Origin of the sequence: Labrenzia sp. THAF191a, from assembly GCF_009363335.1 — a bacterium.
Taxonomy (GTDB): domain Bacteria; phylum Pseudomonadota; class Alphaproteobacteria; order Rhizobiales; family Stappiaceae; genus Roseibium; species Roseibium algicola.
Genome location: NZ_CP045333.1, coordinates 4,970,036 through 4,992,340 on the forward strand (window position 1 = coordinate 4,970,036; position 22,305 = coordinate 4,992,340).

The 22,305-nt window shown below is 58.7% G+C and carries 18 protein-coding genes; 7 read left to right on the forward strand and 11 right to left on the reverse strand.

Annotation, left to right across the window (positions count from 1 at the left end; genetic code table 11):
* Window positions 1–35 precede the first annotated feature (35 nt).
* Complete coding sequence (gene aspS / locus FIV05_RS22770) at window positions 36–1,817, reverse strand: aspartate--tRNA ligase (RefSeq protein WP_152511078.1); 1,782 nt, start codon at window positions 1,815–1,817, stop codon at window positions 36–38.
* 163 nt (window positions 1,818–1,980) lie between these two features.
* The gene (locus tag FIV05_RS22775; RefSeq protein WP_031270746.1) at window positions 1,981–2,607 is read right to left on the reverse strand and encodes a ParA family protein; all 627 of its coding nucleotides are present in this window, start codon (window positions 2,605–2,607) and stop codon (window positions 1,981–1,983) included.
* A gap of 146 nt (window positions 2,608–2,753) precedes the next feature.
* Between FIV05_RS22775 and rnd the strand changes: the two genes are divergently transcribed.
* The gene (gene rnd / locus FIV05_RS22780) at window positions 2,754–3,938 is read left to right on the forward strand and encodes a ribonuclease D (protein WP_152511079.1); all 1,185 of its coding nucleotides are present in this window, start codon (window positions 2,754–2,756) and stop codon (window positions 3,936–3,938) included.
* Window positions 3,939–3,985: 47 nt separating this feature from the next.
* Here the strand turns inward: rnd and FIV05_RS22785 are convergent, their stop codons facing one another.
* The 4 genes from FIV05_RS22785 to FIV05_RS22800 form a co-directional block, all read right to left on the reverse strand.
* Window positions 3,986–5,506 carry a Ppx/GppA phosphatase family protein gene (locus FIV05_RS22785; RefSeq protein ID WP_077290081.1) on the reverse strand — a complete coding sequence of 507 codons (1,521 nt, stop codon included), beginning with the start codon at window positions 5,504–5,506 and terminating at the stop codon, window positions 3,986–3,988.
* Between the two features lies 1 nt (window position 5,507).
* On the reverse strand, window positions 5,508–7,730 hold the full coding sequence (locus FIV05_RS22790) for an RNA degradosome polyphosphate kinase (protein ID WP_152511080.1): 2,223 nt from the start codon (window positions 7,728–7,730) through the stop codon (window positions 5,508–5,510).
* Between the two features lie 133 nt (window positions 7,731–7,863).
* Window positions 7,864–8,544, reverse strand: coding sequence for a DnaA/Hda family protein (locus FIV05_RS22795; RefSeq protein ID WP_055653703.1), 681 nt, complete (start codon window positions 8,542–8,544; stop codon window positions 7,864–7,866).
* A gap of 3 nt (window positions 8,545–8,547) precedes the next feature.
* Window positions 8,548–9,645 (reverse strand): AI-2E family transporter, encoded by a 1,098-nt coding sequence (locus FIV05_RS22800; RefSeq protein ID WP_152511081.1) that lies wholly within the window; start codon window positions 9,643–9,645, stop codon window positions 8,548–8,550.
* Between the two features lie 314 nt (window positions 9,646–9,959).
* Here FIV05_RS22800 and purM point away from each other — a divergent pair, with 314 nt between their 5' ends.
* Complete coding sequence (gene purM / locus FIV05_RS22805) at window positions 9,960–11,036, forward strand: phosphoribosylformylglycinamidine cyclo-ligase (protein WP_152511082.1); 1,077 nt, start codon at window positions 9,960–9,962, stop codon at window positions 11,034–11,036.
* On the forward strand, window positions 11,033–11,680 hold the full coding sequence (gene purN / locus FIV05_RS22810; RefSeq protein WP_152511083.1) for a phosphoribosylglycinamide formyltransferase: 648 nt from the start codon (window positions 11,033–11,035) through the stop codon (window positions 11,678–11,680). The genes purM and purN overlap by 4 nt, the downstream gene beginning before the upstream one ends.
* 86 nt (window positions 11,681–11,766) lie before the next feature.
* On the opposite strand, the gene FIV05_RS22815 is transcribed toward purN, so the two are convergent.
* Window positions 11,767–13,263, reverse strand: a complete 1,497-nt coding sequence (locus tag FIV05_RS22815) for a phage tail sheath C-terminal domain-containing protein (protein ID WP_152511084.1) — start codon at window positions 13,261–13,263, stop codon at window positions 11,767–11,769.
* A gap of 219 nt (window positions 13,264–13,482) precedes the next feature.
* On the opposite strand from FIV05_RS22815, the gene FIV05_RS22820 reads away from it, so the two are divergent.
* Complete coding sequence (locus FIV05_RS22820; protein ID WP_152511085.1) at window positions 13,483–15,099, forward strand: Na/Pi symporter; 1,617 nt, start codon at window positions 13,483–13,485, stop codon at window positions 15,097–15,099.
* Window positions 15,100–15,130: 31 nt separating this feature from the next.
* On the opposite strand, the gene FIV05_RS22825 is transcribed toward FIV05_RS22820, so the two are convergent.
* From FIV05_RS22825 to FIV05_RS22835, 3 genes are read right to left on the reverse strand one after another with little or no spacing between them, the layout of a single operon-like run.
* Window positions 15,131–15,889 carry an ABC transporter ATP-binding protein gene (locus FIV05_RS22825; protein ID WP_055653694.1) on the reverse strand — a complete coding sequence of 253 codons (759 nt, stop codon included), beginning with the start codon at window positions 15,887–15,889 and terminating at the stop codon, window positions 15,131–15,133.
* Window positions 15,883–16,947, reverse strand: coding sequence for an iron ABC transporter permease (locus FIV05_RS22830; RefSeq protein ID WP_152511086.1), 1,065 nt, complete (start codon window positions 16,945–16,947; stop codon window positions 15,883–15,885). Before FIV05_RS22830 ends, FIV05_RS22825 begins: the two co-directional genes overlap by 7 nt.
* A 1-nt stretch (window position 16,948) precedes the next feature.
* Entirely contained in the window at window positions 16,949–18,028 is a 1,080-nt protein-coding gene (locus tag FIV05_RS22835; RefSeq protein ID WP_023004013.1) for an ABC transporter substrate-binding protein, read from the reverse strand.
* Window positions 18,029–18,215: 187 nt separating this feature from the next.
* On the opposite strand from FIV05_RS22835, the gene FIV05_RS22840 reads away from it, so the two are divergent.
* Window positions 18,216–19,013, forward strand: a complete 798-nt coding sequence (locus FIV05_RS22840; protein WP_152511087.1) for a class I SAM-dependent methyltransferase — start codon at window positions 18,216–18,218, stop codon at window positions 19,011–19,013.
* A gap of 376 nt (window positions 19,014–19,389) precedes the next feature.
* Complete coding sequence (locus FIV05_RS31675; RefSeq protein ID WP_173013918.1) at window positions 19,390–20,283, forward strand: FecR family protein; 894 nt, start codon at window positions 19,390–19,392, stop codon at window positions 20,281–20,283.
* A 30-nt stretch (window positions 20,284–20,313) separates the two neighbouring features.
* Here FIV05_RS31675 and FIV05_RS22850 read toward each other — a convergent pair whose 3' ends face one another.
* Complete coding sequence (locus FIV05_RS22850) at window positions 20,314–21,051, reverse strand: GntR family transcriptional regulator (protein ID WP_152511088.1); 738 nt, start codon at window positions 21,049–21,051, stop codon at window positions 20,314–20,316.
* Window positions 21,052–21,310: 259 nt separating this feature from the next.
* Between FIV05_RS22850 and FIV05_RS22855 the strand changes: the two genes are divergently transcribed.
* Entirely contained in the window at window positions 21,311–22,303 is a 993-nt protein-coding gene (locus tag FIV05_RS22855) for an ABC transporter ATP-binding protein (RefSeq protein WP_152511089.1), read from the forward strand.
* The last annotated feature ends 2 nt before the right edge of the window (window positions 22,304–22,305 follow it).

Here is a 22,305-nt window from a genome sequence, read left to right on the forward strand (position 1 = left end):
TCCCTATTTAACGGTCACCCGCAAGTAGGTTGTTATCAGGCGTCCGGCAAGTTCAGACGCAAATGCAGATCGCGAAGCTGAGCCGATGTCGGTTCGCTCGGTGCGCCCATCATCAGGTCTTCCGCCTTCTGGTTCATCGGGAAGAGCATGACTTCACGGATGTTGGCTTCATCAGCCATCAGCATGACCATGCGGTCGATGCCGGCCGCGCAGCCGCCGTGCGGAGGAGCGCCATACTGGAATGCATTGACCATGCCGCCGAAGCGCTTGTCGACTTCCTCAGCCGGATAGCCGGCAATTTCGAAGGCCTTGTACATGATCTCCGGCTTGTGGTTCCGGATCGCGCCGGAAACCAGCTCGTGACCGTTGCAGGCCAGATCGTACTGATAACCGCGAACATCCAGAGGATCGCCTTCCAAAGCTTCCATTCCGCCCTGAGGCATGGAGAACGGGTTGTGTTCGAAATCGATCTCGCCGGTTTCCTCATCGCGCTCGTAGATCGGGAAATCCACGATCCAGGCAAATTCGAACCGGTCCTTGTCGGTATGGCCAAGCTCTTCGCCAATGATGACACGGGCCTTGCCTGCGACCGGCTCGAACTGCTTCGGCTTGCCGCCGAGGAAGAAGGCCGCATCACCGACGTCGAGACCCAGCTGGGTGCGGATCGCTTCGGTGCGCTCGGGACCAATGTTCTTGGCCAGCGGACCGGCAGCTTCCATGGAACCGTCTTCAGCCTTGCGCCAGAAGATGTAGCCCATGCCCGGCAGGCCCTGCTCCTGGGCGAACTTGTTCATGCGGTCGCAGAACTTGCGGCTTCCGCCCTTCGGTGCCGGGATGGCGCGGATCTCGGTGCCCGGCTGCTCCAGCAGCTTGGCAAAGATTGCAAAACCGGACCCTGCAAAATGCTCGGAGACGATTTCCATCTTGATCGGGTTTCTGAGGTCCGGCTTGTCGGTGCCGTACCAGAGAGCTGAATCCTTGTAGGAAATCTGCGGCCAGTCGCGGTTGACCGGACGGCCGTTGCCGAAACGCTCGAAACAGCCTGCAATCACCGGCTCGATGGTATCGAACACGTCCTGCTGTGTGACGAAGGACATTTCCATGTCGAGCTGGTAGAAGTCGGTCGGTGAGCGATCGGCACGCGGGTCTTCATCGCGGAAACACGGCGCGATCTGGAAGTACTTGTCGAAGCCGGAGACCATCAGCAGCTGCTTGAACTGCTGCGGTGCCTGCGGCAGGGCGTAGAACTTGCCGGGGTGCAGACGAGACGGAACCAGAAAGTCACGCGCGCCCTCAGGGGAAGATGCCGTGATGATCGGCGTCTGGAATTCGTTGAAGCCGATGTTCCACATGCGGTCACGCAGATCGCGCACCACGTTGGAGCGCAGGATCATGTTCTGGTGCAGCTTCTCGCGGCGCAGATCCAGGAAACGGTACTTCAGACGAACTTCTTCCGGATAGTCCAGATCACCGAAGACCGGCAGCGGCAATTCCTTCGCCGCACCCAGGATTTCCATCTCGCGGATGAAGACTTCAATGTCACCGGTCGGAAGTTCGGCGTTGATGGTTTCGTCGGTGCGCTTCTTCACGTTTCCGTCGATGCGGATACACCATTCGGAGCGCACGGATTCGGCCAGTTTGAAGGCCGCAGAGTCGGGGTCGACCACGCACTGGGTGACACCGTAATGATCGCGCAGATCGATGAACAGCACCCCGCCATGATCGCGGACCCTGTGGACCCAGCCGGAAAGACGGATAGTCTGGCCTTCGTCGGACAGACGGAGGTCACCGCATGTGTGACTACGGTAGGGGTGCATTCTAATTCCTCGACATTTTTCTTGGCATAGAAAATCGTTACGGCCCGCTGGAGGCAGGCCGAGTCCGGCTGCACAATCCATGTTGCGGGACGAAAGTCAAGGGAAAGGCTTGCGGTAGGCTTGCCTCTCCCCTTTTGAACGCGAAACGGTTCGGGAATTTCTCTCAGGCGTCGACTGCTTGCAACAGTGGATGCCACTGGCCGCGGATCTCGTGGGAACTGGCATCGGAATAGTCGAATACGCCAGACCCGGCTGCGGCATGGCGGGCATATATCACCCGATCAGATATCCGGGCAAGCAGCGGATAGCCCTTTTTGGCGAGCAACTGCTCCAGATCGGCAACCTGGTTTGACCGGCGATCGATCCGGTTTGCGACGACGTGAATATCGGCCTTGCCCTTGCGCACGCGCTTGATATCGGAAATGCCGTCGAGAAACTTCAAGGTAGCGTCCCAGTCGAAGGCTGACGCAAGCACCGGAACGATGATATCGGACGACTCCGCGATCAGGTTCTTGGCCAGCTCCGATCGAAGCCCGCCGGGTCCGTCGATGACTATTGCGTCCAGATGCTTGTCCTTGTCACCGATAGCCTCCTCCTTGCTCCAGTTGAGGCCTTCGATCTGTGCGAGGCCCTTTGGGCGGCGCTTGACCCAGGAAAGGCTCGACTTCTGCCGGTCCGCATCGGCAAGTGCAACATCTTCGCCACGGGCGGCGAGCGCAACGGCAAGATTCGTGGCGAGGGTCGTCTTGCCGCAACCGCCCTTTGAATTCACCACCAGTATCTTGCGCATTTCCACTCCCCTGTGTGTTCTTTTGCGGACGCTCGCTTAAGCTTCAACATAGGCGCACAAAATGCGCCTTTTCAAGAGCTTCAAGCGCGAAAATTACCATTTCGTGGCGACAAAGCGGCAGAACTCGGGTATAGCTGTCCGTCACCATGCATGTGATTACAAAAACAAAAGATCTCGCCGCTGCGTGCCAGCGTCTTGCCGCTCATGATTACGTGACTGTCGACACGGAGTTTCTCCGTGAGACAACCTTTTGGCCCAAGCTCTGCGTCATCCAGATGGCAGGGCCTGACATGGCCTTCATCGTCGATGCCCTGTCCGAAGGGCTGGACCTTGAACCCTTTTTCGAGCTTATGCGCGACGGCAATGTGACAAAAGTTTTTCACGCTGCCCGCCAGGATATCGAAATCATCTATCATCTCGGAGAACTTATCCCGGCCCCGCTGTTCGACACTCAAGTCGCGGCCATGGTTTGCGGCTTTGGTGATTCCATTTCCTACGACCAGCTTGTCTACAAGGTGACCGGCGCCCGGATCGACAAGTCGTCCCGCTTTACCGACTGGGCCCGCAGGCCGCTGACGGCAAAGCAACTGGATTATGCGCTGGCGGACGTCACGCATCTGCGCGACGCCTATCAGTTCCTGAAAGCGAATCTCGCCGAACAGGACCGCAGCCACTGGGTTCAGGACGAAATGCAGGTGCTGACATCCATCAACACCTACCGTACGGATCCCGAACAGGCCTGGAAACGGCTGAAGCTTCGGGTGCGCAAGCCGGTTGAACTGGCCGTGATGATGGAAGTTGCAGCCTGGCGCGAACGGGAAGCGCAATCACGCGACGTTCCGCGCAGTCGCGTCATCAAGGACGATGCCATCTACGAGCTCGCAGCTCAGCAGCCCCAGGACGCAGAATCGCTCGCGCGCCTCAGAACCATTCCGCGCGGCTTCGAGCGTTCAAAGTCCGCAGACGAGATCCTGAAAGCCGTCAGACGGGCCGTTTCGCTTCCCAAGAACGAAATGCCGAAGCTGCCGAAAGGTCGACAGGCACCGGATGGTTCAGCGGCCGCTGTCGACCTCCTGAAGGTTCTTCTGAAACTTGTCAGCGAGGCCCATGGCGTTGCTGCCAAGGTCATAGCCACAGTGGATGATCTTGAAAAGATCGCCGCGGATGATGCTGCCGATGTGGCAGCCATGAAGGGCTGGCGGCGCGAGCTTTTCGGCGAAACCGCGCTCAAGCTCAAGCGCGGCGAAGTCGCCCTCGCCTTCCAGGAACGTCAGATCGTCGCGATTGATCAGCCGCGGCAGGCGAACGTTGAATCGGAAGCGGCAGAGTAATCTCTGCCGCCTGCCTCCCCAGCCTCAGTTCCGCAGCCCCCCAGAAATCAGCCGGCGTTTACAGCAACATCGACATCGATGACCTTGCTGAGCTGGTTCGCACGCTTGCGCAGGCGTTCACCGTCGAGATCGGCAAGGTCCTTGCCGAGATCCAGCGACAACCCTGTTTCCGATTTGGTGATGCCGACCTTCGGCAACATGCCGGCAATGGAAGCACTCAAAAGAGACGCCACCCGCATGGTAGCGCCAAGAACCTTGGCGCGGATGCGCAGACGGTCTGTAAACAGCTCCCGGATGACCGGTGAAAGATCGCCCTCGCGCAGACCCTGGTGGCGATAGAAAACGGCTGCCGCAAGATAAGCGCGACTGGCATGATCCAGCCCGACGAAAGATGCGTTCGAAATGATATTGAGGCTCTGCTCGCCGCGATAATCGGGATGGGCGCGCCAGCCGATGTCGGAGAGCAGACACGCCGCGTGGCGAAGCCGTGTCTCGTTGGCGGTTTCCTCGATGCCAAGTTCCTTGAACAGCTTGTCCGTCCAGACAATCAGCTCTTCCGCGTGCGCAGGTGAGCGCGCACGCAGCGTGCACAGTTCGCGTGCAGCTTCAATCACCGGGTCATGTGCCTGCATTTCCAAAGGCAGCTTTTCATGGAGCAGGCCTTCACGAACACCGGTTGCGGAGAAGACCAGGCGCTCCGCCTTCATCGACGTCAGCACCTGCTCCAGCACGACTGCACCGATCGGCACCAGCGGACGGCGCTGTTTGGAAACGATCTCCGCCAGTTCCACCCCTTCAAGGTTGGGAATGGCGATACGCTTGCAGAAGGCAATCGCCTCTTCCGCACTGATTTCATAATTGTGCATCACGTGCAGCGGGTAATTGTTCTGCATCAGATGCAGACGGCCCAGCGACCGCCACGTGCCGCCAACGGCATAGAATGTCCGTTCACCGGGAGCCAGGTCAGGCCACTGAAAGTCCTTGAGAGCCGCTTCGGTGATCTTCTGTGCCTTGGCGATCTTGCCTTCGGCCTCTTCCGAAAGCCGCAGCCCGCCAAGGGGGAACGTCGCTCCCGTGCCGGGCTTGTTGTCGGCAATTTCCACCAGCTCCAGACTGCCGCCCCCCATGTCGCCGACAATGCCGCGCGGCTGCCAGAACCCGGCAATCACACCAAGAGCGGAATAATAGGCCTCTTCATTGCCATCGAGGATGCGAACCGGCGCCTCCAGAAACCGTTCGACCTCGCGCACGAAATCAGGACCGTTTTCCGCATCGCGCGCCGCAGCCGTCGCCACGATATAGATGTCCTGACAGCCGGTATGCTTGATCAGGGTCTTGAAGCGGGTCAGTTCACCGAGAGCCAGGCTGACGGAATCGTCTGCCAGACGGCCGGTCGCCGCAATGCCCTTGCCGAGTCCTGCCAGCAGCTTTTCGTTGAACAGCATGGTCGGAGTGCGGGCCTTGCGCTCGTAAATCACGAGGCGCACGGAGTTGGAACCGATGTCCACGACTGCGACAGGTCCGGACCCGTTGAGCCGGCCACGTGCCGGATGAAACTCAGCAGTCATGCTAACCTCGTTTTTGCCGTTCCAGGAACGGCCTCGGCCGATCGCTCTTCAATGATTTGCCTCTGCCGGAAAGCGAGGGGTTCGTCATGAAATACTGATGCGCATTGAAGGGTTCCTCATTGGCGTTCGGAACGATGCGCTCATGGCTGCCGTCCGACAGAATGCGCCAGCTTTGCTGGTTGTCCTTCAGGTTGGCCACCATGATCTGGTCCAGAACCTGTTCGTGCACGGTCGGTGTCTTGAGCGGTGCCAGGACCTCGACCCGCCGGTCGATGTTACGCGGCATCAGATCGGCCGAGCCGATATAGACGTGTGCCTCGGGAGACGGCAGTCCCTGGCCGTTGCCAAAGCAGTAGATGCGAGAATGCTCCAGGAAACGTCCGACAATGGATTTCACCCGAATGTTGTCGGACAGACCCGGAATGCCCGGACGCAGGCAGCAAATGCCGCGAATGATCAGATCGATCTGAACCCCTGCCTGGCTTGCGCGATAAAGGGCATCGATGATCGCCGGATCCACAAGGGAATTCATCTTCCACCAGATCTGCGCGGGGCGGCCTGCGCGGGCGTGCTCGATCTCGTTCTCGGTCATTTCCAGCATGCGCTGACGCAGGTTGACCGGAGACACCATGAGGTTGTTCAGTTCCGCCGGTTGAGCGTAACCGGTGATGAAGTTGAACACCCGGGCCGCATCCTCGGCAATGCCGGGATCATCAGTGAAGAAGGAAAGATCCTCGTATATCCGCGCCGTGATCGGGTGATAGTTTCCTGTCCCGATGTGGCAATAGGTCTTGAGCTGACCGTGCTCGCGCTTGATGACCATGGAGAGCTTGGAGTGCGTTTTCAGCTCGATGAAGCCGAAGACGACCTGTACCCCTGCCCGCTCCAGATCGCGCGCCCACTTGATATTCGCTTCCTCGTCGAACCTGGCCTTGAGCTCTACCAGTGCGGTAACGGATTTGCCGGCTTCGGCCGCCTCAGCCAAAGCCTTCACGATGGGGCTGTCGTTGGAGGTGCGATAGAGCGTCTGCTTGATCGCCACCACATCCGGATCACGCGCGGCCTGCCGCAGATACTGAACCACCACGTCGAAGGATTCATACGGGTGGTGGACGATGATGTCCTTCTGGTGGATCGCCGCAAGACAATCGCCGCCGTGTTCACGAATGCGCTCCGGAAAGCGGGCGGTATAGGGCTGGAACTTCAGGTCAGGCCGCTCGAGGTCTACGATCTGGGACAGGTTGTTGAGCGCAAGCAACCCGTTTGCAAGGAAGATCTCGCTTTGCCCGACATGCAGCGCTTCGCCCACGAACTCACGCAGCGCCGGTGGTGTGGTTTCCTGGATTTCCAGACGGATCACCGAGCCCCGGCGGCGGCGGCGCAAAGCGCTCTCGAACAGACGAACGAGGTCTTCCGCTTCTTCTTCGATTTCAAGATCGCTGTCCCGAATGACGCGGAACGCCCCCTTGCCCCGGATCTCGTAGCCTGGAAACAAGCGCCCGATGAAGAGGCTGACGACTTTCTCGATTGCGATGAACCGGGCAGCGCCATCTTCGCCGTTTGGCAACTGAACGAAGCGGTCAACCTGGCTCGGAATTCTGAGCAGAGCAATCATGCCGCGCCCACCGGAAGTTGGCGCCAGTTCAAAGACGATGGAAAAGCCAAGGTTCGGAATGAACGGGAACGGATGCGCCGGATCGATGGCAAGCGGCGTCAGAACCGGGAAGACATAAGCAAGGAAATAGTCTTGCAGCCAGGCCTTGTCCGCCTGGTCGAGCGTGTCGCCCTGCGGGATCTCGATCCCCTTGTCGGCAATCTCCCGGCGCAGCTCCACCCAGATCTTCTGCTGGGACGCCTGAAGGTCACGCACGGCATCGCTGATCTTCTGAAGCTGCTCGGTCGGCGTCAGGCCGTCGTCGGACAGATTGGTAACGTCAGCCCGCTGCTGACCACGCAGGCCGGCCACGCGCACCATGAAAAATTCATCGAGATTGTTGGCGGAGATCGACAGGAACCGAACGCGCTCAAGCAGCGGATGGTTCGGGTTCATGGCTTCTTCCAGAACCCGGAGATTGAACTGGAGCCAGGACAGCTCCCGGTTCATGAACCTGGCCGGAGATGTAGCCAGCTCACCTTCCGGTGTCAGTTCCGGCACGGTTCCCTTTGCATCGGAAGCAACTGTGGAGGCAGGCAGAATGTCCGAAAGATCAGGGGCTTCGTTCATGGCATCATCCCTTGTTCCGCGCAGCTTCCGCTTCAATCCGGCAAAACCGGGCACGCCCATTCTGCCTCAACGCCGCCGTGACTAACATGAACTTCTGAGCGGGCAAATGACAGTCCTGTGGCAGCATTGGCGATTATTGGCCTTTATGCACATTTTCCAAGACCCGCCCGGCAAGTGGTTTCGTGATCTTGACACGCCCGGCAAGAGCCTCCTGATCGATCGCCTCGACGGCGCGCATGGCGACCTCGAGCGAACGTTCCATTCGCACCACAAGATAGTCGACGACACCTTGATCGACCGCAATCTGCCGGTCGGCAAACAACTTCACCAGAACACGGCGAAGGAGATCATCGTCCGGCTCCAGAATTTCGACAGGCGTGGCCGCGCGCAGGCGGGACTGCAGGTCCGGAAGGGAAATTTTCCAGCTGGCAGGCCAGGTGCGGCTGGTGATGAGCACCGTCTTGCCCGCCTGACGCGCTGCGTTGAGAAGGTGGAACAGGGCCGTGTTGTCGATGCCCAGGTGCGCATCCTCGATCACGGCAGCGGGTGCGGCAACGAGTGTTTCCACGGACTGCGGATCGAGCTTGGAAGCAGCCAGAACGGCAGCGCCGGTCTCATCCTGAAAAGCCTGGACCAGATGGGTTTTTCCCGCGCCGACGGGGCCTGCAAGTACAACGACCGGAGATGGCCAGTCCGGCCAGCGTTCCAGCAATTCGAACGCAGCCCGGTTGGAGCCTCCAACCAGATAGTCGTCACGGCTCAAGGCCGCTTCATGCGGCAATTCCAAAGGCAACTGGCGCGGTGTTTCCACCATTTTCTACTCTGATACCTGTTCTTCTTGCCCCGATACGGGATGACCGGTTCCCCGATAGACCGGGCTTGCGAGATACTGCTTCAGGGCAAAGCGTGCAAGCACGCCGATCATCGCGGCGGCTGGAACCGCAATCAACATCCCCACAAATCCAAAGAGATATCCAAAGGCAAACAAGGCAAACATGAGCGTAACAGGATGCAGACCCGTGCTTTCGCCAACAAGTTTGGGCTGCAGGATATTGCCCTCCAGAAACTGACCGACGCCAAAGATCGCGGCGACTGCGATAATCCAGGGCCATTCCGGCCAGAATTGGACAAGCGCCACACCGATGGACAGGACTAGCCCCAACCCGGCCCCGACGAAGGGAATGAAACTGACGAGACCAGCCACCATTCCGATCAGGAGACCGAAGTTCAGCCCGATCAGCGCCAGAGAAACAGCGTAAAACGATCCCAGGATAAGACAGACCGACACCTGCCCGCGCACGAAACCGGCAACAGCCTGATCCATTTCCTTTGCAAGACCGCGGATTTCTGCCAGATGATCGCGCGGTAGCCAGCTGTCGATACGCGCGACCATGCGGTCCCAGTCGAGCAAAAGATAGAATGCAACGACCGGCGTAATGACGAAGAGCGACAGGATCGACAGCAACGCCTGACCGCCGCTCCAGAGCGACTGGGCCAGCTTGCCGACGAAAGAAGCCCCCTGCCCGATGAGATTGGACATGGAGGACTGGAGGTCTTCCGCATTGATGCCCGCGACGGACGCCAGGTCGGCCGGAAAGTTATCCGACAGCAATGCCTGCAGCTTGCGGATCAGCTCCGGGAACTTTTCCAGGAAAAGGGCAAGCTGATTGCCCAACAGCGGCAAAAGCAGGATGAAGAACATCACGAGGATGAGGACGAAGGCGAACAGGATTGTCAGCGTCGCCCACATACGCCCCATGCCCAGTTTTTCCAGACGGTCGCAAACCGGGTCCAGCAGATAGGCAACGGCCATCCCCGCCACGAAGGGCAGAAGCACGCTGGAAAAGACGTACAGAAAAAGGCAGAAGACAATGAGAGAGATCAGCCAGAACTGTACCTGACGGCGAAGTGTCATGAATGGCGCTCCTCGGTTGTTCCGGCGCGTGAATATGGCTTTCCTGCGGACATGGGATTAAACCCTGCCTCGGGTCAAGTCCAGAATAGTCAGCCTTGCACGGTCCTGGCCCGGCACGGCGGCCCGCCAGCCTTGCTGTTTGCCGGCAATGCACTTTCTGGTGGTTGAAGGGGCAAGACAGCCAAGAAAGATGCGGAAGTTGCCCCGCCATCTGTTCTTAAGCCCTGCGCATAGCCGCTCGCCTCTTGTGTTCCTTGGCAGCAGACTGTAATCCGCACTGGCACAGCCAACCGCACGCAGTCTCGGAGTGCCCCATGAGCGAATCCTCTGGTCCCAACGGCCTGACCTATGCCGATGCAGGTGTCGATATCGATGCCGGAAACGAACTGGTGAACCGCATCAAGCCGCTGGTCAAGGCAACCTCACGCCCCGGGGCCGACAGCGACATCGGTGGTTTCGGCGGCCTGTTCGATCTGAAGGGCGCAGGGTTTCAGGACCCGATCCTGGTTGCGGCCAATGACGGCGTTGGCACGAAGCTGAAGATTGCCATTGAAACCGGTCAGCACCGCACTGTGGGCATCGACCTCGTGGCCATGTGCGTCAACGATCTGGTGGTTCAGGGCGCAGAACCGCTGTTCTTCCTCGACTACTTCGCAACAGGCGCGCTGGACGTGGCAACCGCAACGGATGTGGTGGCAGGTATTGCGGACGGCTGCAAGATGGCCGGAGCCGCACTGATCGGCGGCGAAACGGCTGAAATGCCGGGCATGTATGTGGAAGGTGACTACGATCTCGCCGGTTTTTCTGTTGGAGCGGTTGAACGTGGCGCGATCCTGCCGCGGCCGGATGTCGCCGAAGGCGATGTGCTGCTTGGCCTTGCCTCTTCCGGTGTCCATTCCAACGGCTATTCCATGGTCCGCAAGATTGTCGAGCTGTCCGGCATGACCTGGTCGGATGCAGCGCCGTTCGCGGCCGGAAAGACACTCGGCGAAGCTCTGATGGAGCCGACCCGCATTTACGTCAAGCCGCTGCTTGCCGCCCTGAAGGAAACATCCGGCATCAAGGCGCTTGCCCATATCACCGGCGGTGGTCTGCCGGAAAACCTGCCGCGCGTCCTGCCGAAAAACTGTTCCGCGCGCATCGACCTCACCCAGATCAACGTTCCACCGGTGTTCGGCTGGCTCGCCAAATCGGGCGGAGTGGCCGAAAAGGAAATGCTGCGCACCTTCAACTGCGGCACCGGCATGGTGATTGTCGTCGCCGCGGATGCGGCGGACGCGGTTGCCGACGTCCTTGCCAAGGCTGGGGAAACGGTTAGCAAGATCGGCGTCATCGAAGCTGAAGGCGCAGCACCGGTGCTGTTTGACGGCAGCCTGGACCTTGGCGCATGAGCCGCAAGAAGACTGCCATCCTGATCTCAGGACGCGGCTCCAACATGAGCGCGCTGATTTCCGCGGCAATGTCTCCCGACTATCCCGCCGAAATCTCGCTAGTCCTGTCCAACCGACCTGACGCCAAGGGGCTGGAACGGGCCGCTGAGCTGGGCATTGCAACGGCAGTTGTCGACCACAAGGACCATGCAGGTGATCGGGAAGCGTTCGAAAAATCGGTAGATGCCGTTTTGAAGGACCACAAGATCGACCTGGTCGCCCTTGCCGGTTTCATGCGTATCCTGACCCCCTACCTGGTAAATACCTGGGCGGGCAGGATGATCAACATCCATCCGGCTCTCCTGCCCTCTTTCAAAGGCCTTGCCACACATGAGCGGGCCTTGCAGGAAGGTGTCAAGTTGCATGGTGCCACCGTGCATTATGTGTCTGCTGAAATGGACGATGGTCCGATCATCATGCAGGGAGCCGTACCGGTTCTGGACAATGACACCCCTGACACGTTGGCTGCCCGTGTGCTGGACGTTGAACACCAGATCTACCCCAAGGCGCTTTCCATGGTTGCCAGCGGCAAGGCCAAGGTGTCGGGAGCACGGGTAACCGGCAGCGGCGACAGCAAAGAGACGGAAACGCTCATCTGGCCGTAGGCCGGACGGCTTTCCTCGCTTGCAGCAAAACGATCGCAATTTTTTCAGACCGATCCTGACGCGCCTAACGGATCTGTTCCCTCCGGCTAGCCTTTCTGAACCTGCTGCTGGAACGACAGGACAATGAATTCCGCCGGCCGCAAGAGCGAAACCTTCACCACCACGTTCATGCAACCGGCCTGAACATCGGCGCCTGTCATGGTCGTCCCAAGGCCGACGTCGACACCGTAGGCATCTTCTGGCGAAGCGCCCGCGAGAGCCCCTTGTTTCCATAGCCCGTTGAGGAAATTTTCGATCATCGATTTCACCGTTTTCCAGGTCGGAGCGGTGTTTGGCTTAAAGACGAAAGGATCCAGCGCCGCCTTGATCGATTGTTCCAGCATGATCGCGGTTCGGCGGATATTCACATAGCGCCATTCCGAGCTGTTACCGTCCAGCGTGCGTGCTCCCCACACCACATTACCTCGCTCGGGAAACGACCGGATCGCGTTCACGGCTTTTCCGTCCAACGGAGTGTTCAGGTCTTCCTGCTCCGCATCGGAAATGGATACGCAAGGCGACACGACTGAATTAAGGCCGAGATTTGCCGGCGCTTTCCAGACACCATGCTGGGCGTCTGTCGCTGCATATGCACCTGCCAGCGCACCTGACGGGGGCATGACATTTATTGCTTTTACAGCTTGCAAGAGAAGCTCGTTGTAGCGCTTTGAAAGGCTCTGCAAGATCTTGTGGGTTTTGAATTTCTCCTCTTCGGAGATGTCGTCGTCCTCAAGTGATTTCACCGCCTTATCGAAAGCGGCTTTCCGGGCCTCATCGGCCTGAATGGAAGTCTCCCGGCCAACATGATCGAAGAAGGCCTTGCGCGTACCAGCCGAAACGTTTTCGAAGGTTATCGACCCCGCACCAAAGTAAGACGTATTCAACCAGGGATAATAGGCAGCAGCAAAGCTCATATCTTCCGCTGCGAGCAAGGTTCGCAGGCCGCTTTTTCCCGAGATTACGTCATTCTCGTCTAAAGTTCGCTCCCTGTCCCCATCGAACACGTCGACTATGGCGAAACGGTTTTGCAAGTCTGTACAATGGGCAAGGCATCTATTGCTGACGGTCTTGTAGTCTTCTGACGACAACAACACCGCGTCGGGTATCACGATGACCGACGGTTCCTGAAGCTTGGCAAGCTCTCGCCAGACAGGTTCACCGAAATCCTCCACGGACTTGATAAGAGCGGGGTCTCCCGCGCCGTAACATCCAACCGACAAGATCCAGCAACCACGTCCTCCATTTTCGAAGAAGAGTCCCATGGCCGCATGCAAATTGAAGCGGCTTGCTTCCTCCAGGTCCAGAGCCGGCTTGCCATCCTGCAGGCTGAAGTCGAAACGAAACATGGGCCCCACGCCGAAACGGGCCTCGAATTCCGACATCGAGGAGATCCGCACCGGAATGCCGGTCACATCCTTGCCATCCACAATTGCCTTTTCCGTGTAGCCGACAAAGACCGCAACGCTCGTCGGGACCTGCACGATCGTGTTTGGGAAGGAGTTCAGCTCGGAGACATAAACACCCGGGGCCTCATACTTCTTCATTGCTCTCTTCCTCGTAGCGCGTCATCCGGCAGGAGCTTGATAAGCCTGACAGGTTCAAGCTCCCACAGTCGCGCCGGCGAACAAAGGACTTTCTGCCTCAAGTTGCAGATGCTCCATGAAGCACCCTTCGCTTTATTCTGAAGCTCAAGGATCGCAAATGCGTAGCGGATAGTATCTTGACTGATTGTGGGCGTTTAACCTGTCGGATAACGTGCCTGCATGTTTTTGAGTTTCATGTCGGCGCTTGGTGGCGTCGGGTTGTTTCTGATCGGTATGCTGCTACTGACCGACGGGTTGAAAGCCCTGGCGGCACAGCGCATGCGCGACGTGTTGTCCAGGTTTACCTCAACGCCCTTGTCGGGCGCCGTGACGGGTGCTCTCACCACCGCAGTCATCCAGTCATCCAGTGCAACCACAGTTGCCGCTGTCGGCTTTGTCGCTTCCGGCCTCCTCACCTTTCCCCAGGCGCTCGGCGTCATCTTCGGTGCCAACGTCGGCACGACCCTGACAGGGTGGCTGGTTGCGGTTCTCGGCTTCAAGCTGGATCTTGGCCAGATTGCCCTGCCCTTCGTGTTTTTTGGCGCGATTGCACGCCTGGCATTTCGTGGCCGGATCGCACTCGCAGGCCAGGCGCTCGCGGGCTTTTGCCTGATCTTTATCGGCATCGAACACATGAAAGACGGTCTGGACGCCTTCAGCGGTGTGGTAACCCCGACCGACTTTCCGCCGGACACACTCTTCGGCCGGCTGCAGCTGGTGTTGATCGGCATGCTGATCACCATCGTGACACAGTCCTCCAGCGCAGGCATTGCAACGGCGCTGGCTGCACTTGGTGCCGGTGCGATCAACTTTCCGCAAGCAGCGGCGCTGGTAATCGGCATGGACGTCGGAACCACATTCACGGCAGCTTTGGCGACCATCGGCGGTGGCACCATGGCCCGACGTACGGGCTACGCGCATGTGATCTACAACGTCATGACCGGTTTCATGGCGTTTTTCCTTCTAGGGCCGTTTCAGCTTGTGGCCGGGGTGTTGACCGGAAACGGCGACAGCCAGATTGCGCTTGTCGCTTTTCACAGTTTCTTCAATGCGCTCGGCGTCGTTTTGGTGCTTCCACTTGCACGGCCATTCGCCCGGTTGATCGAACATCTCGTTCCCGAAAAAGGCTCCGATCTGACCAGCCGTCTGGATCCGCTCGTGTTGCGGGACCCGCACGCAGCCGCGTCCCTGGCAGGGCAGACCGTCACACATCTGGAAACCTTGATCATCGAACGCCTGCGCAATCGGCTGGGCGCAAAGTCATCTGCTTATGAAGAACTGGATCGGGAAGATCTGGCCAAGGCCATCGCGGAAACACGGACATATCTGGACAAGATCATCGTTCCACCGAACGACAGGGCCTTTCAGGAGGAACTGAAAGGCCTGTTTCACATTCTCGACCACTTGAGCCGCCTTCTCTACCGCTGCGACCAGCAGCAGCGGATCGACGAGCTGTCTTTGGATCACCGGCTCAAGCGCCTGGCGGGCCTGCTTCTCGGTGCCACAGACATTTCCACCAGTCAAAAGGACGCCAAGACACAGGAGAAGACGCTGGACCGGTTGCGGCTGCTGATGCGCCGACAACGCCGCCTCAATCGTGACCGGCTGATTGCAATGGCCGCTGCCGATGCGGTCCCGGCGGAAACAGTCTGGCTGAAACTGGATGCCCTGCGTTGGCTGCACAGGGTTTCCTATCACCTGTGGCGGATCCGGTTGCACCAGAATGTACTTCTGGATGCGAACCGGGATCTGGCCTCGACTGTCGAAGAAGCCCGCATAGACGTCGACCAGGATTGATCGGCGTCGGCCTTCGGCCGATCACACGCCGTCAGGCAGCGGACCGGTCGATGATGACGTGATTTTCGCCGCGCGAACAGGCCTCCACGCGTGCCTCCACTCGGTAGATGTCACGCAGCATCGCTGACGTGATGACATCTTCGGACGGGCCGGCTGCGACGAGACGCCCTTCGGCAATCACCATGGTGTTCCGGCAGAACCGCAGGGCATGATTTAGATCGTGCAAGGCAATCAGAACCAGGGTGCCCTGGCGGCGTGCCAGGTCGCGCATGAAGTTCAGAACCTCGACTTGCCGGTAGAGATCCAGCGCGGAGGTCGGTTCGTCCATCATCAAAACTTCCGGACGGCGCACCAGTGCCTGCGCAATCGAAACCAGCTGACGCTGACCGCCGGAGAGTTCGCCAAGGTTCCGGAACGCCAGGCTATCGATCTGAAGCGCTTTCAGGATCTGGTCGATTTCGACGAGTTCCGAGTCCTTTACACGCCAGCCCTCACCCTGTTTGGCAGCCAGCAGAACGGATTCATAAACCGTCAGGACGGCATTGGCGTGGGTATCCTGGGGCATGTAGCGGATGGCATCCCGGGGCGCTGCCCGGTTGCCGGCCAGCACGACATCGCCGGGGCCTTTCAGCAGACCGGAGATGCGCTTGAACAAGGTCGATTTGCCGGCCGCGTTGGGACCGATCACCGCTGTCAGTTCACCGCCGGAGAAGACCGGTGTCGTGACCCCTTCGACCGCAAGAGTGGAGCCATAGCGTGCGCCAACCCCTTTCAGCTGCAACGTTACCATGACTGCCTCCGGTCCGCGAAAATAAGCGCGAAGAAGAATGGAACCCCGACAAGCGCGGTGATGACGCCGATGGGCAGGATCGCCCCTGGAAGAATGATCTTGGAAACGACCGAAGTTGCCGACAGCATCAGGGAACCGCACAAGATGGCCGCAGGCAGGAAGAAACGCTGGTCTTCTCCGACCAGCATCCGGGCAATGTGCGGTCCGACAAGCCCGACGAACCCGATTGTCCCGACAAAGGAGACGGGGATCGCCGCCAGCAGGCTGACGCCGAGCAGCGTTTTCAGCCGCAGCGACCTGATGTTGACGCCGAAACTCGCCGCCTTGACGTCGCCGAGCCGAAGGGCTGTCAGAGCCCAGGAATGCCGCGCGAAGAACGGAACGCAGACAACAAGAATGATGAAGGTCGCCAGAACCTTGCCCCATGTCGCCTTGGTCAGCGACCCCATGGTCCAGAAGACGACCGCAGCCAGCGCCTGTTCGGAAGCAAGATATTCCAGCAGCGACAGCAGCGCGTTGAACGTGAAGACCAGTGCGATCCCCAGAAGAACGATGGTCTGAACAGTCACGCCCCGTACAGTGGACAGCAGATAGATGAACAGCGAAGCCGCCATGGCCATCAGGAAAGCATTGATCGGGACCATGTATTGCACTGCGGCCGGAAAGATCGCGACGCCGGCGACAAGACCCAGGGCCGCGCCGAAACTGGCAGCAGCGGAGATGCCTAGCGTGAAGGGGCTGGCCAGCGGATTGGCAAGGATCGTCTGCATCTGCGCCCCCGCGAGGGACAGGCAGCCCCCAACGGTGATCGCCATCAGCGCGATCGGCATGCGAATGTCCCAAAGGACGACGCGTGTCTGCAGATCGGCGCCGGACGGATTAACCAGGGCGGAAAGCACTTCCGACAGCGGATAGCGGGCCGGTCCGATGGCCAGATCCAAAGAAAAGCTGAACGCCAGAGCGACGATCAGCCCGCAAATAACCAGAATGCGCCTGAACGCAAGGGCGCGGTAAAGACCGCGCCCCTCCTCAGTCGGAACGATTTCCGAAACCGCCATATTATTTACTCGAGTTCAGCGAAACGAAGTAGCCTGGCCGGTAGTCGATCGGCAGGAAGCGGTCGTGCAATTCCTGGAAAGTCGCTTCCGGGTCAAGGTCAGCAAAGAGTTCCGGATGCAGCCATTTTGCGATCTGCTGAACAGCGACGAACTGGTACGGGCTGTTGTAGAACTGGTGCCAGATGGCATGGACATTGTTGTCCCGGACCGCCTTGACGCCAGTAAAGCCCGGACGTTCCATCAGGCCAGCCAGCTTGTCGGCAGATACTTCCGGATCCGCACCGGCACCGACACCAACCCAATTCCCGCCGGGAACATACAGCTCCCAGTTTGCACCGGTCACGATGATCTGGTCCGGATCGGACGCGATGATTTGCTCCGGGTTGACGGTGCCGAAGGTGCCGGGAATGATCTCGGCAGCCATGTTGATGCCGCCGGCCATTTCAACCATTTTGCCAAAATTCTCGTTGCCGAACGACATGCAGCAATCATCGGAATAGCCGCCTGCACGCTCCACGAACACGACGGGTTTCGCGAGGTCTGACTGAGCCGCCAGCTTGTCGGTCACCTTGGCGATCTCGGCTGCCCGGAATTCGATGAATTCCTCGGCCTTGTCTTCCTTGCCGTAGAGCTTGCCGATCAGGCGCATGGACGGCTCGGTGTTTTCCATCGGCTTTTCGCGGAAGTCGACATAGACAACCGGGATGCCGACCTTGCCGAGTTTCTCGATGTAGCCGCCTTCTTCGGTGGCAACCTTGGCGTCGAGGTTCAGGATGATCACGTCAGGCTGGAGCGCAACGGCCTGTTCGACATCGAAAGTGCCGTTCTTCATGCCGCCGAAAGTGGGCAGATCGGCCATTTCCGGATACTTCTCGAGATACTGATGGTACCCGTCGTTGTCCGCCTTCTCGAAATCGTCTCGCCAGCCGACGACACGTTTGAAGGGGTCTTCACCATCCAGCGCGGCGGTGAAATAGATCTGGCGCCCTTCGCCCAGGATGACCTTTTCCACCGGCACTTCGACCTCGACCTCACGGCCGGTAATATCCGTGACCGTTACCACGTCGCCGGCAAGTGCCATTGCCGGAAGAAAAGTAGCCGTTACCAGCAAAGATGCTGCCAAGCTTTTGATTTTGCTCACATCCGCCTCGATTTTTTATTGAGGTTATAAGTTGAGGTTTAAATTCTTGTTTTTGGTATTTTTCCTGAGTATATGAGTCAAGAATTATCTTTTGGAATGGTTCCAAGCAACCGGAGCAATACGCCTGATGAGCGACGCAGACACACTCTCGAATTTCGATCTGCGTGAAGAAATCAAGGAATACTGGGGCAAGCGGGCCGAGACCTTCGACACCCAGCCGGGCCACGAGATTTTTTCCGATGAAGAGCACACCGCCTGGATAAGGCTGTTCGAAAAACATCTGGGCCCGGGCGGCTCCAGGCGCGTTCTTGACCTTGCTTCCGGAACCGGTGTCATCTCGCACCTGCTCGACGATCTCGGCTTTGAGGTGACCGGCATGGACTGGGCGGAACCCATGCTTGCCAAGGCCCGAGAAAAGGCAAGGAAACGCGGGCGCACGATCCGCTTTCTGCTTGGCGATGCCGAACGCACGATGGAAGCGTCCGAAAGCTACGATGCCATAACCTGCCGGCACCTTGTCTGGACCCTGGTCGATCCTGCGGCTGCCTTTACGGAATGGCACCGGGTGCTGAAACCTGGAGGGCAGCTGCTCGTCGTCGACGGAGACTTTGTCAATCCTGGATGGTTCGCGAAGTTGCTTGCAACGTTTTCAAAAACTCGTGCTCGCTTCGGACTGCTCGCGCAACAGGATGCAAAACCGGCAGACATGATGGAAACACATCGCAGCATCCTGTCCCGTGTTCATTTCTCGAAGGGAGCAAGGGCAGAAGCAGTCGTGGAGCTATTGCAACAGGCCGGCTTCACTCAAATCGTTGTCGATACGGATCTGAAAGCCGTGCACCGGGCTCAACGGTGTCACCTGCCTTTCTTCAAGGGCCTGGAAAGAGCAACGCAGCACCGCTACGCAATCTGCGCCAGGAAATGAACCACACCCGACTTGAGTTGCCGATTTGAAAACCAAACCAACTATTCTTGACATGGTGAAAGATTTATTACTCTCATCATAGCAGAAAACATAAAGTCAACTCAAAACACCTAGACAAAACTATTTAAACTTATAATTGCAAGAATAAATTGAACCTTTATTCTTCACCCTACGTTAAGCCGGTATCGATAAGAGTGGATGACAACACAACAATCGAGTATTGCCGATGTACGCCGGCCACGCTGTTTACTGCCTTCCTTTTAACAGCCTTCCGGCTTTGCGCAGGACACTGAAAACTCGTGCTGCAGCTGTTCTGCTGGCTCTGCTGCTTATTCCCCTGTCTGCAGGACTGACAAAAGCTTTTGCAGCTGAATGGGTGATCACACGGATTTCCGGAACGGTTTATCTGGTCGCACCAGGCATTCAGGCGCACCGGGCCCGCAAGGGGATGGCACTTCACAAGGGCCATACCATTGCGACGCGAAAGGGTGCACGCGCCGTGCTTCAACGAGGCAACGACAGCATCACGGTCGGCCCGAATACGGAATTTGCGCTGTCGCAATATCGCAGCAACGACAGCCAGACCACGCTGCTTCAACGCAAGGGAACGATCGATGTCGATGTCGAGACCCGCGGCAGACCGTTTTTCAGGGTTGAAACGCCTTATCTTGCAGCCGTCGTCAAGGGAACCCGCTTTTCGGTAACCGTAACCGGCAACGAAAGCCAGGTTTCGGTTCAGCGCGGCGTCGTTGGTGTTCAGGATCTTGCATCCGGCCAGCAAAGCGACCTGCGTGCAGGCCAAAGCGTCCAAAGCGCACCGGGGAAGTTCAACGGTCTCAAATCCGTCGGCAAGACCCGCGCCGCCATCCAGCAAGGCACACCTGGCAAGCCCAGCTTCGGCGACACCCCGGCAAGCCTGTCACCTGCCAGCTCAAATGCTCAGAACACCGCCACCGGCGGGCGTGACAATGCCGCTAGCGGTAACGGCAACGCAAATGCCTCCTCCGGCAACTCTGGTGATCGCGGGCCGAGTGGCAACGCCAATGGGAACTCAAGCGGAAACTCTGGCGGTAACTCTGGCGGTAACTCTGGCGGAAGCTCTGGTGGCAACGCCGGCTCCGGTTCTGGTAACTCCGGTTCCGCAGGCGCTTCAAACAGCGGCGGGGCAAGCACCGGCGCGTCAGCTGGCGGGGCAAGCGCAGGCGCATCCGCCGGAAACGGTGGCGCAAACGCAAATGCCGGTGGCGCCGGAGCTTCTGCCGGACGCTAACCTTCTCTCGTTCTTTCCGAGTTCCGCTCTTCAGCCGTTGCCGAGCGCTTCTCCCAGAGAGCGGCCGAGAGCTGACTTCTCTCGCAAGTCCAGACCGGAATGTAGATCGACGATATGGCTTTTCTGGATCTTCTCGGCTGCGGCGCCGTCGCGCTTTTCAAAGGCATTCATCAGGGCGTGATGAGAGTGGCTTTCACAGGCAGTGTCTGAGCGCTTCCAGTAAAGAGCGATGATCAGCGAAGAGCGCGAGATCAGCGATCGGATCATGCCGGCGAACACCCGATGGTCGGCGATATCGCCAATCTCCGTATGAAAGCTTCCGGACAGGAACAGCGCCTTGCCCATGTCACCGGCATGAAGAGCTGCATGTTCCGCATCCAGATGTGCGTGCAACTGCGCGAGCTGCCTGTCGGTGATGACATCGGCTGCCAGCCTTGCCACGGCAGGCTCGATCAGGGCACGGGCCTGAAACACCTCGTGAGCTTCGCGGATCGACGGCTTTGCGACGAAGGCACCACGGTTCTTTTCCATGGCAACCAGCCCGGAATGGGCGAGTGCCTGCAACGCGGCGCGCACGACGGTACGGCTGACGCCATAAATTTCGCCCACCTCATCCTCAGACAGTTTCAGCCCCGGTGTCAGTTTGTGTTGCAGAATGGCAGTCTGAAGCTTCAGGCAGATTTCAAGGGCCCGGCCCTGAGGTAGGGCAAAGACTTCATGCAGCTTTCTGCGTTGATCAAGATCGGCTGTGGTCACAGGTTTGGTCATTTTTCTTGAAGTGCCCAATGGGGGTTGAGCGGTGCCTTGATCCTACTCCCCGCCACCCGACGCGGCAATCTATGATCGTATACAATTTTTGTTCATATCGTATTTAATTTGCCAAAATATTGTGCACTTTTACCGATGAGAATTTGCTCATTGCTCCACATTCTCATCAGGATCTCCGGAATTCCGCCAGTTTTTCGCGTTGGCACGGCACTTGCTGTCTCAGGAGCCGAAAACGGTTTTCTGAAGGAGACGTCCGGCCATGGCGAAGTCCCTGGACCTTGAACTGGCAGCCACCACCAAGATCTATGGCGAGACCATTGCGGTCGACGCGATCAATCACAAATTCGCCGCCGGCACATATTCCTGCCTGCTGGGGCCATCGGGCTGCGGCAAGTCTTCAACCCTGCGAATGATCGCCGGCCATGAAAGTGTCTCTACCGGCGACATCGTTCTGGGCGGCACCAACATCACCGATCTTCCACCCGCCCGGCGCGGCACGGCGATGATGTTCCAGAACTATGCGCTGTTTCCGCATCTGTCCGTGGTCGATAACGTCGCCTTTTCCCAGAAGATGAAGGGTGTCGAAAAACCGGTCCGGCTGAAGAAGGCCCGTCAGTTGCTGGAACTGGTGGATATGGCAGCCTATGCGGAACGGCTGCCGTCGCAGCTCTCCGGCGGCCAGCAGCAACGTGTTGCCCTGGCCCGTGCCCTGATCACCGAACCTTCGGTGCTTCTGCTTGACGAACCGCTGTCGGCACTCGATCCGTTCCTGCGTATCAAGATGCGGCTCGAGTTGAAGAAGCTGCAGCGCGAGCTCGGCATTTCCTTCATCCACGTCACGCACAGCCAGGACGAAGCCCTCGCGCTGGCGGACGACATCATCGTCATGAACGGCGGCAAGATCGAGCAGGCAGGCAGCCCGCGCGACGTGTTCAACACGCCAACAACCGAGTTCGTCGCCCGCTTCATCGGCGGCCACAACGTACTGCAGCAGAAAGGCGCTTCGGTCGCGCTGAGGGCAGACAGGTTGAGGGTGAAAAAAGCGGCCGGAGACGACGGCGCCGTTCTGACGGCCTTCGTCAAGGATGTCGAATACCTCGGCTCCACCGTCAATCTGGCTCTCGATGCGGGGGGAGCCGGCGATCTGACGGCCGCTCTTACCGACGAAGCCTTTTTCCAGGACCCGATCGAAATCGGCGCAACCGTCTTCCTGACATGGAAGCCGGAAGACGCACACCAACTGGCTGCCTGAAG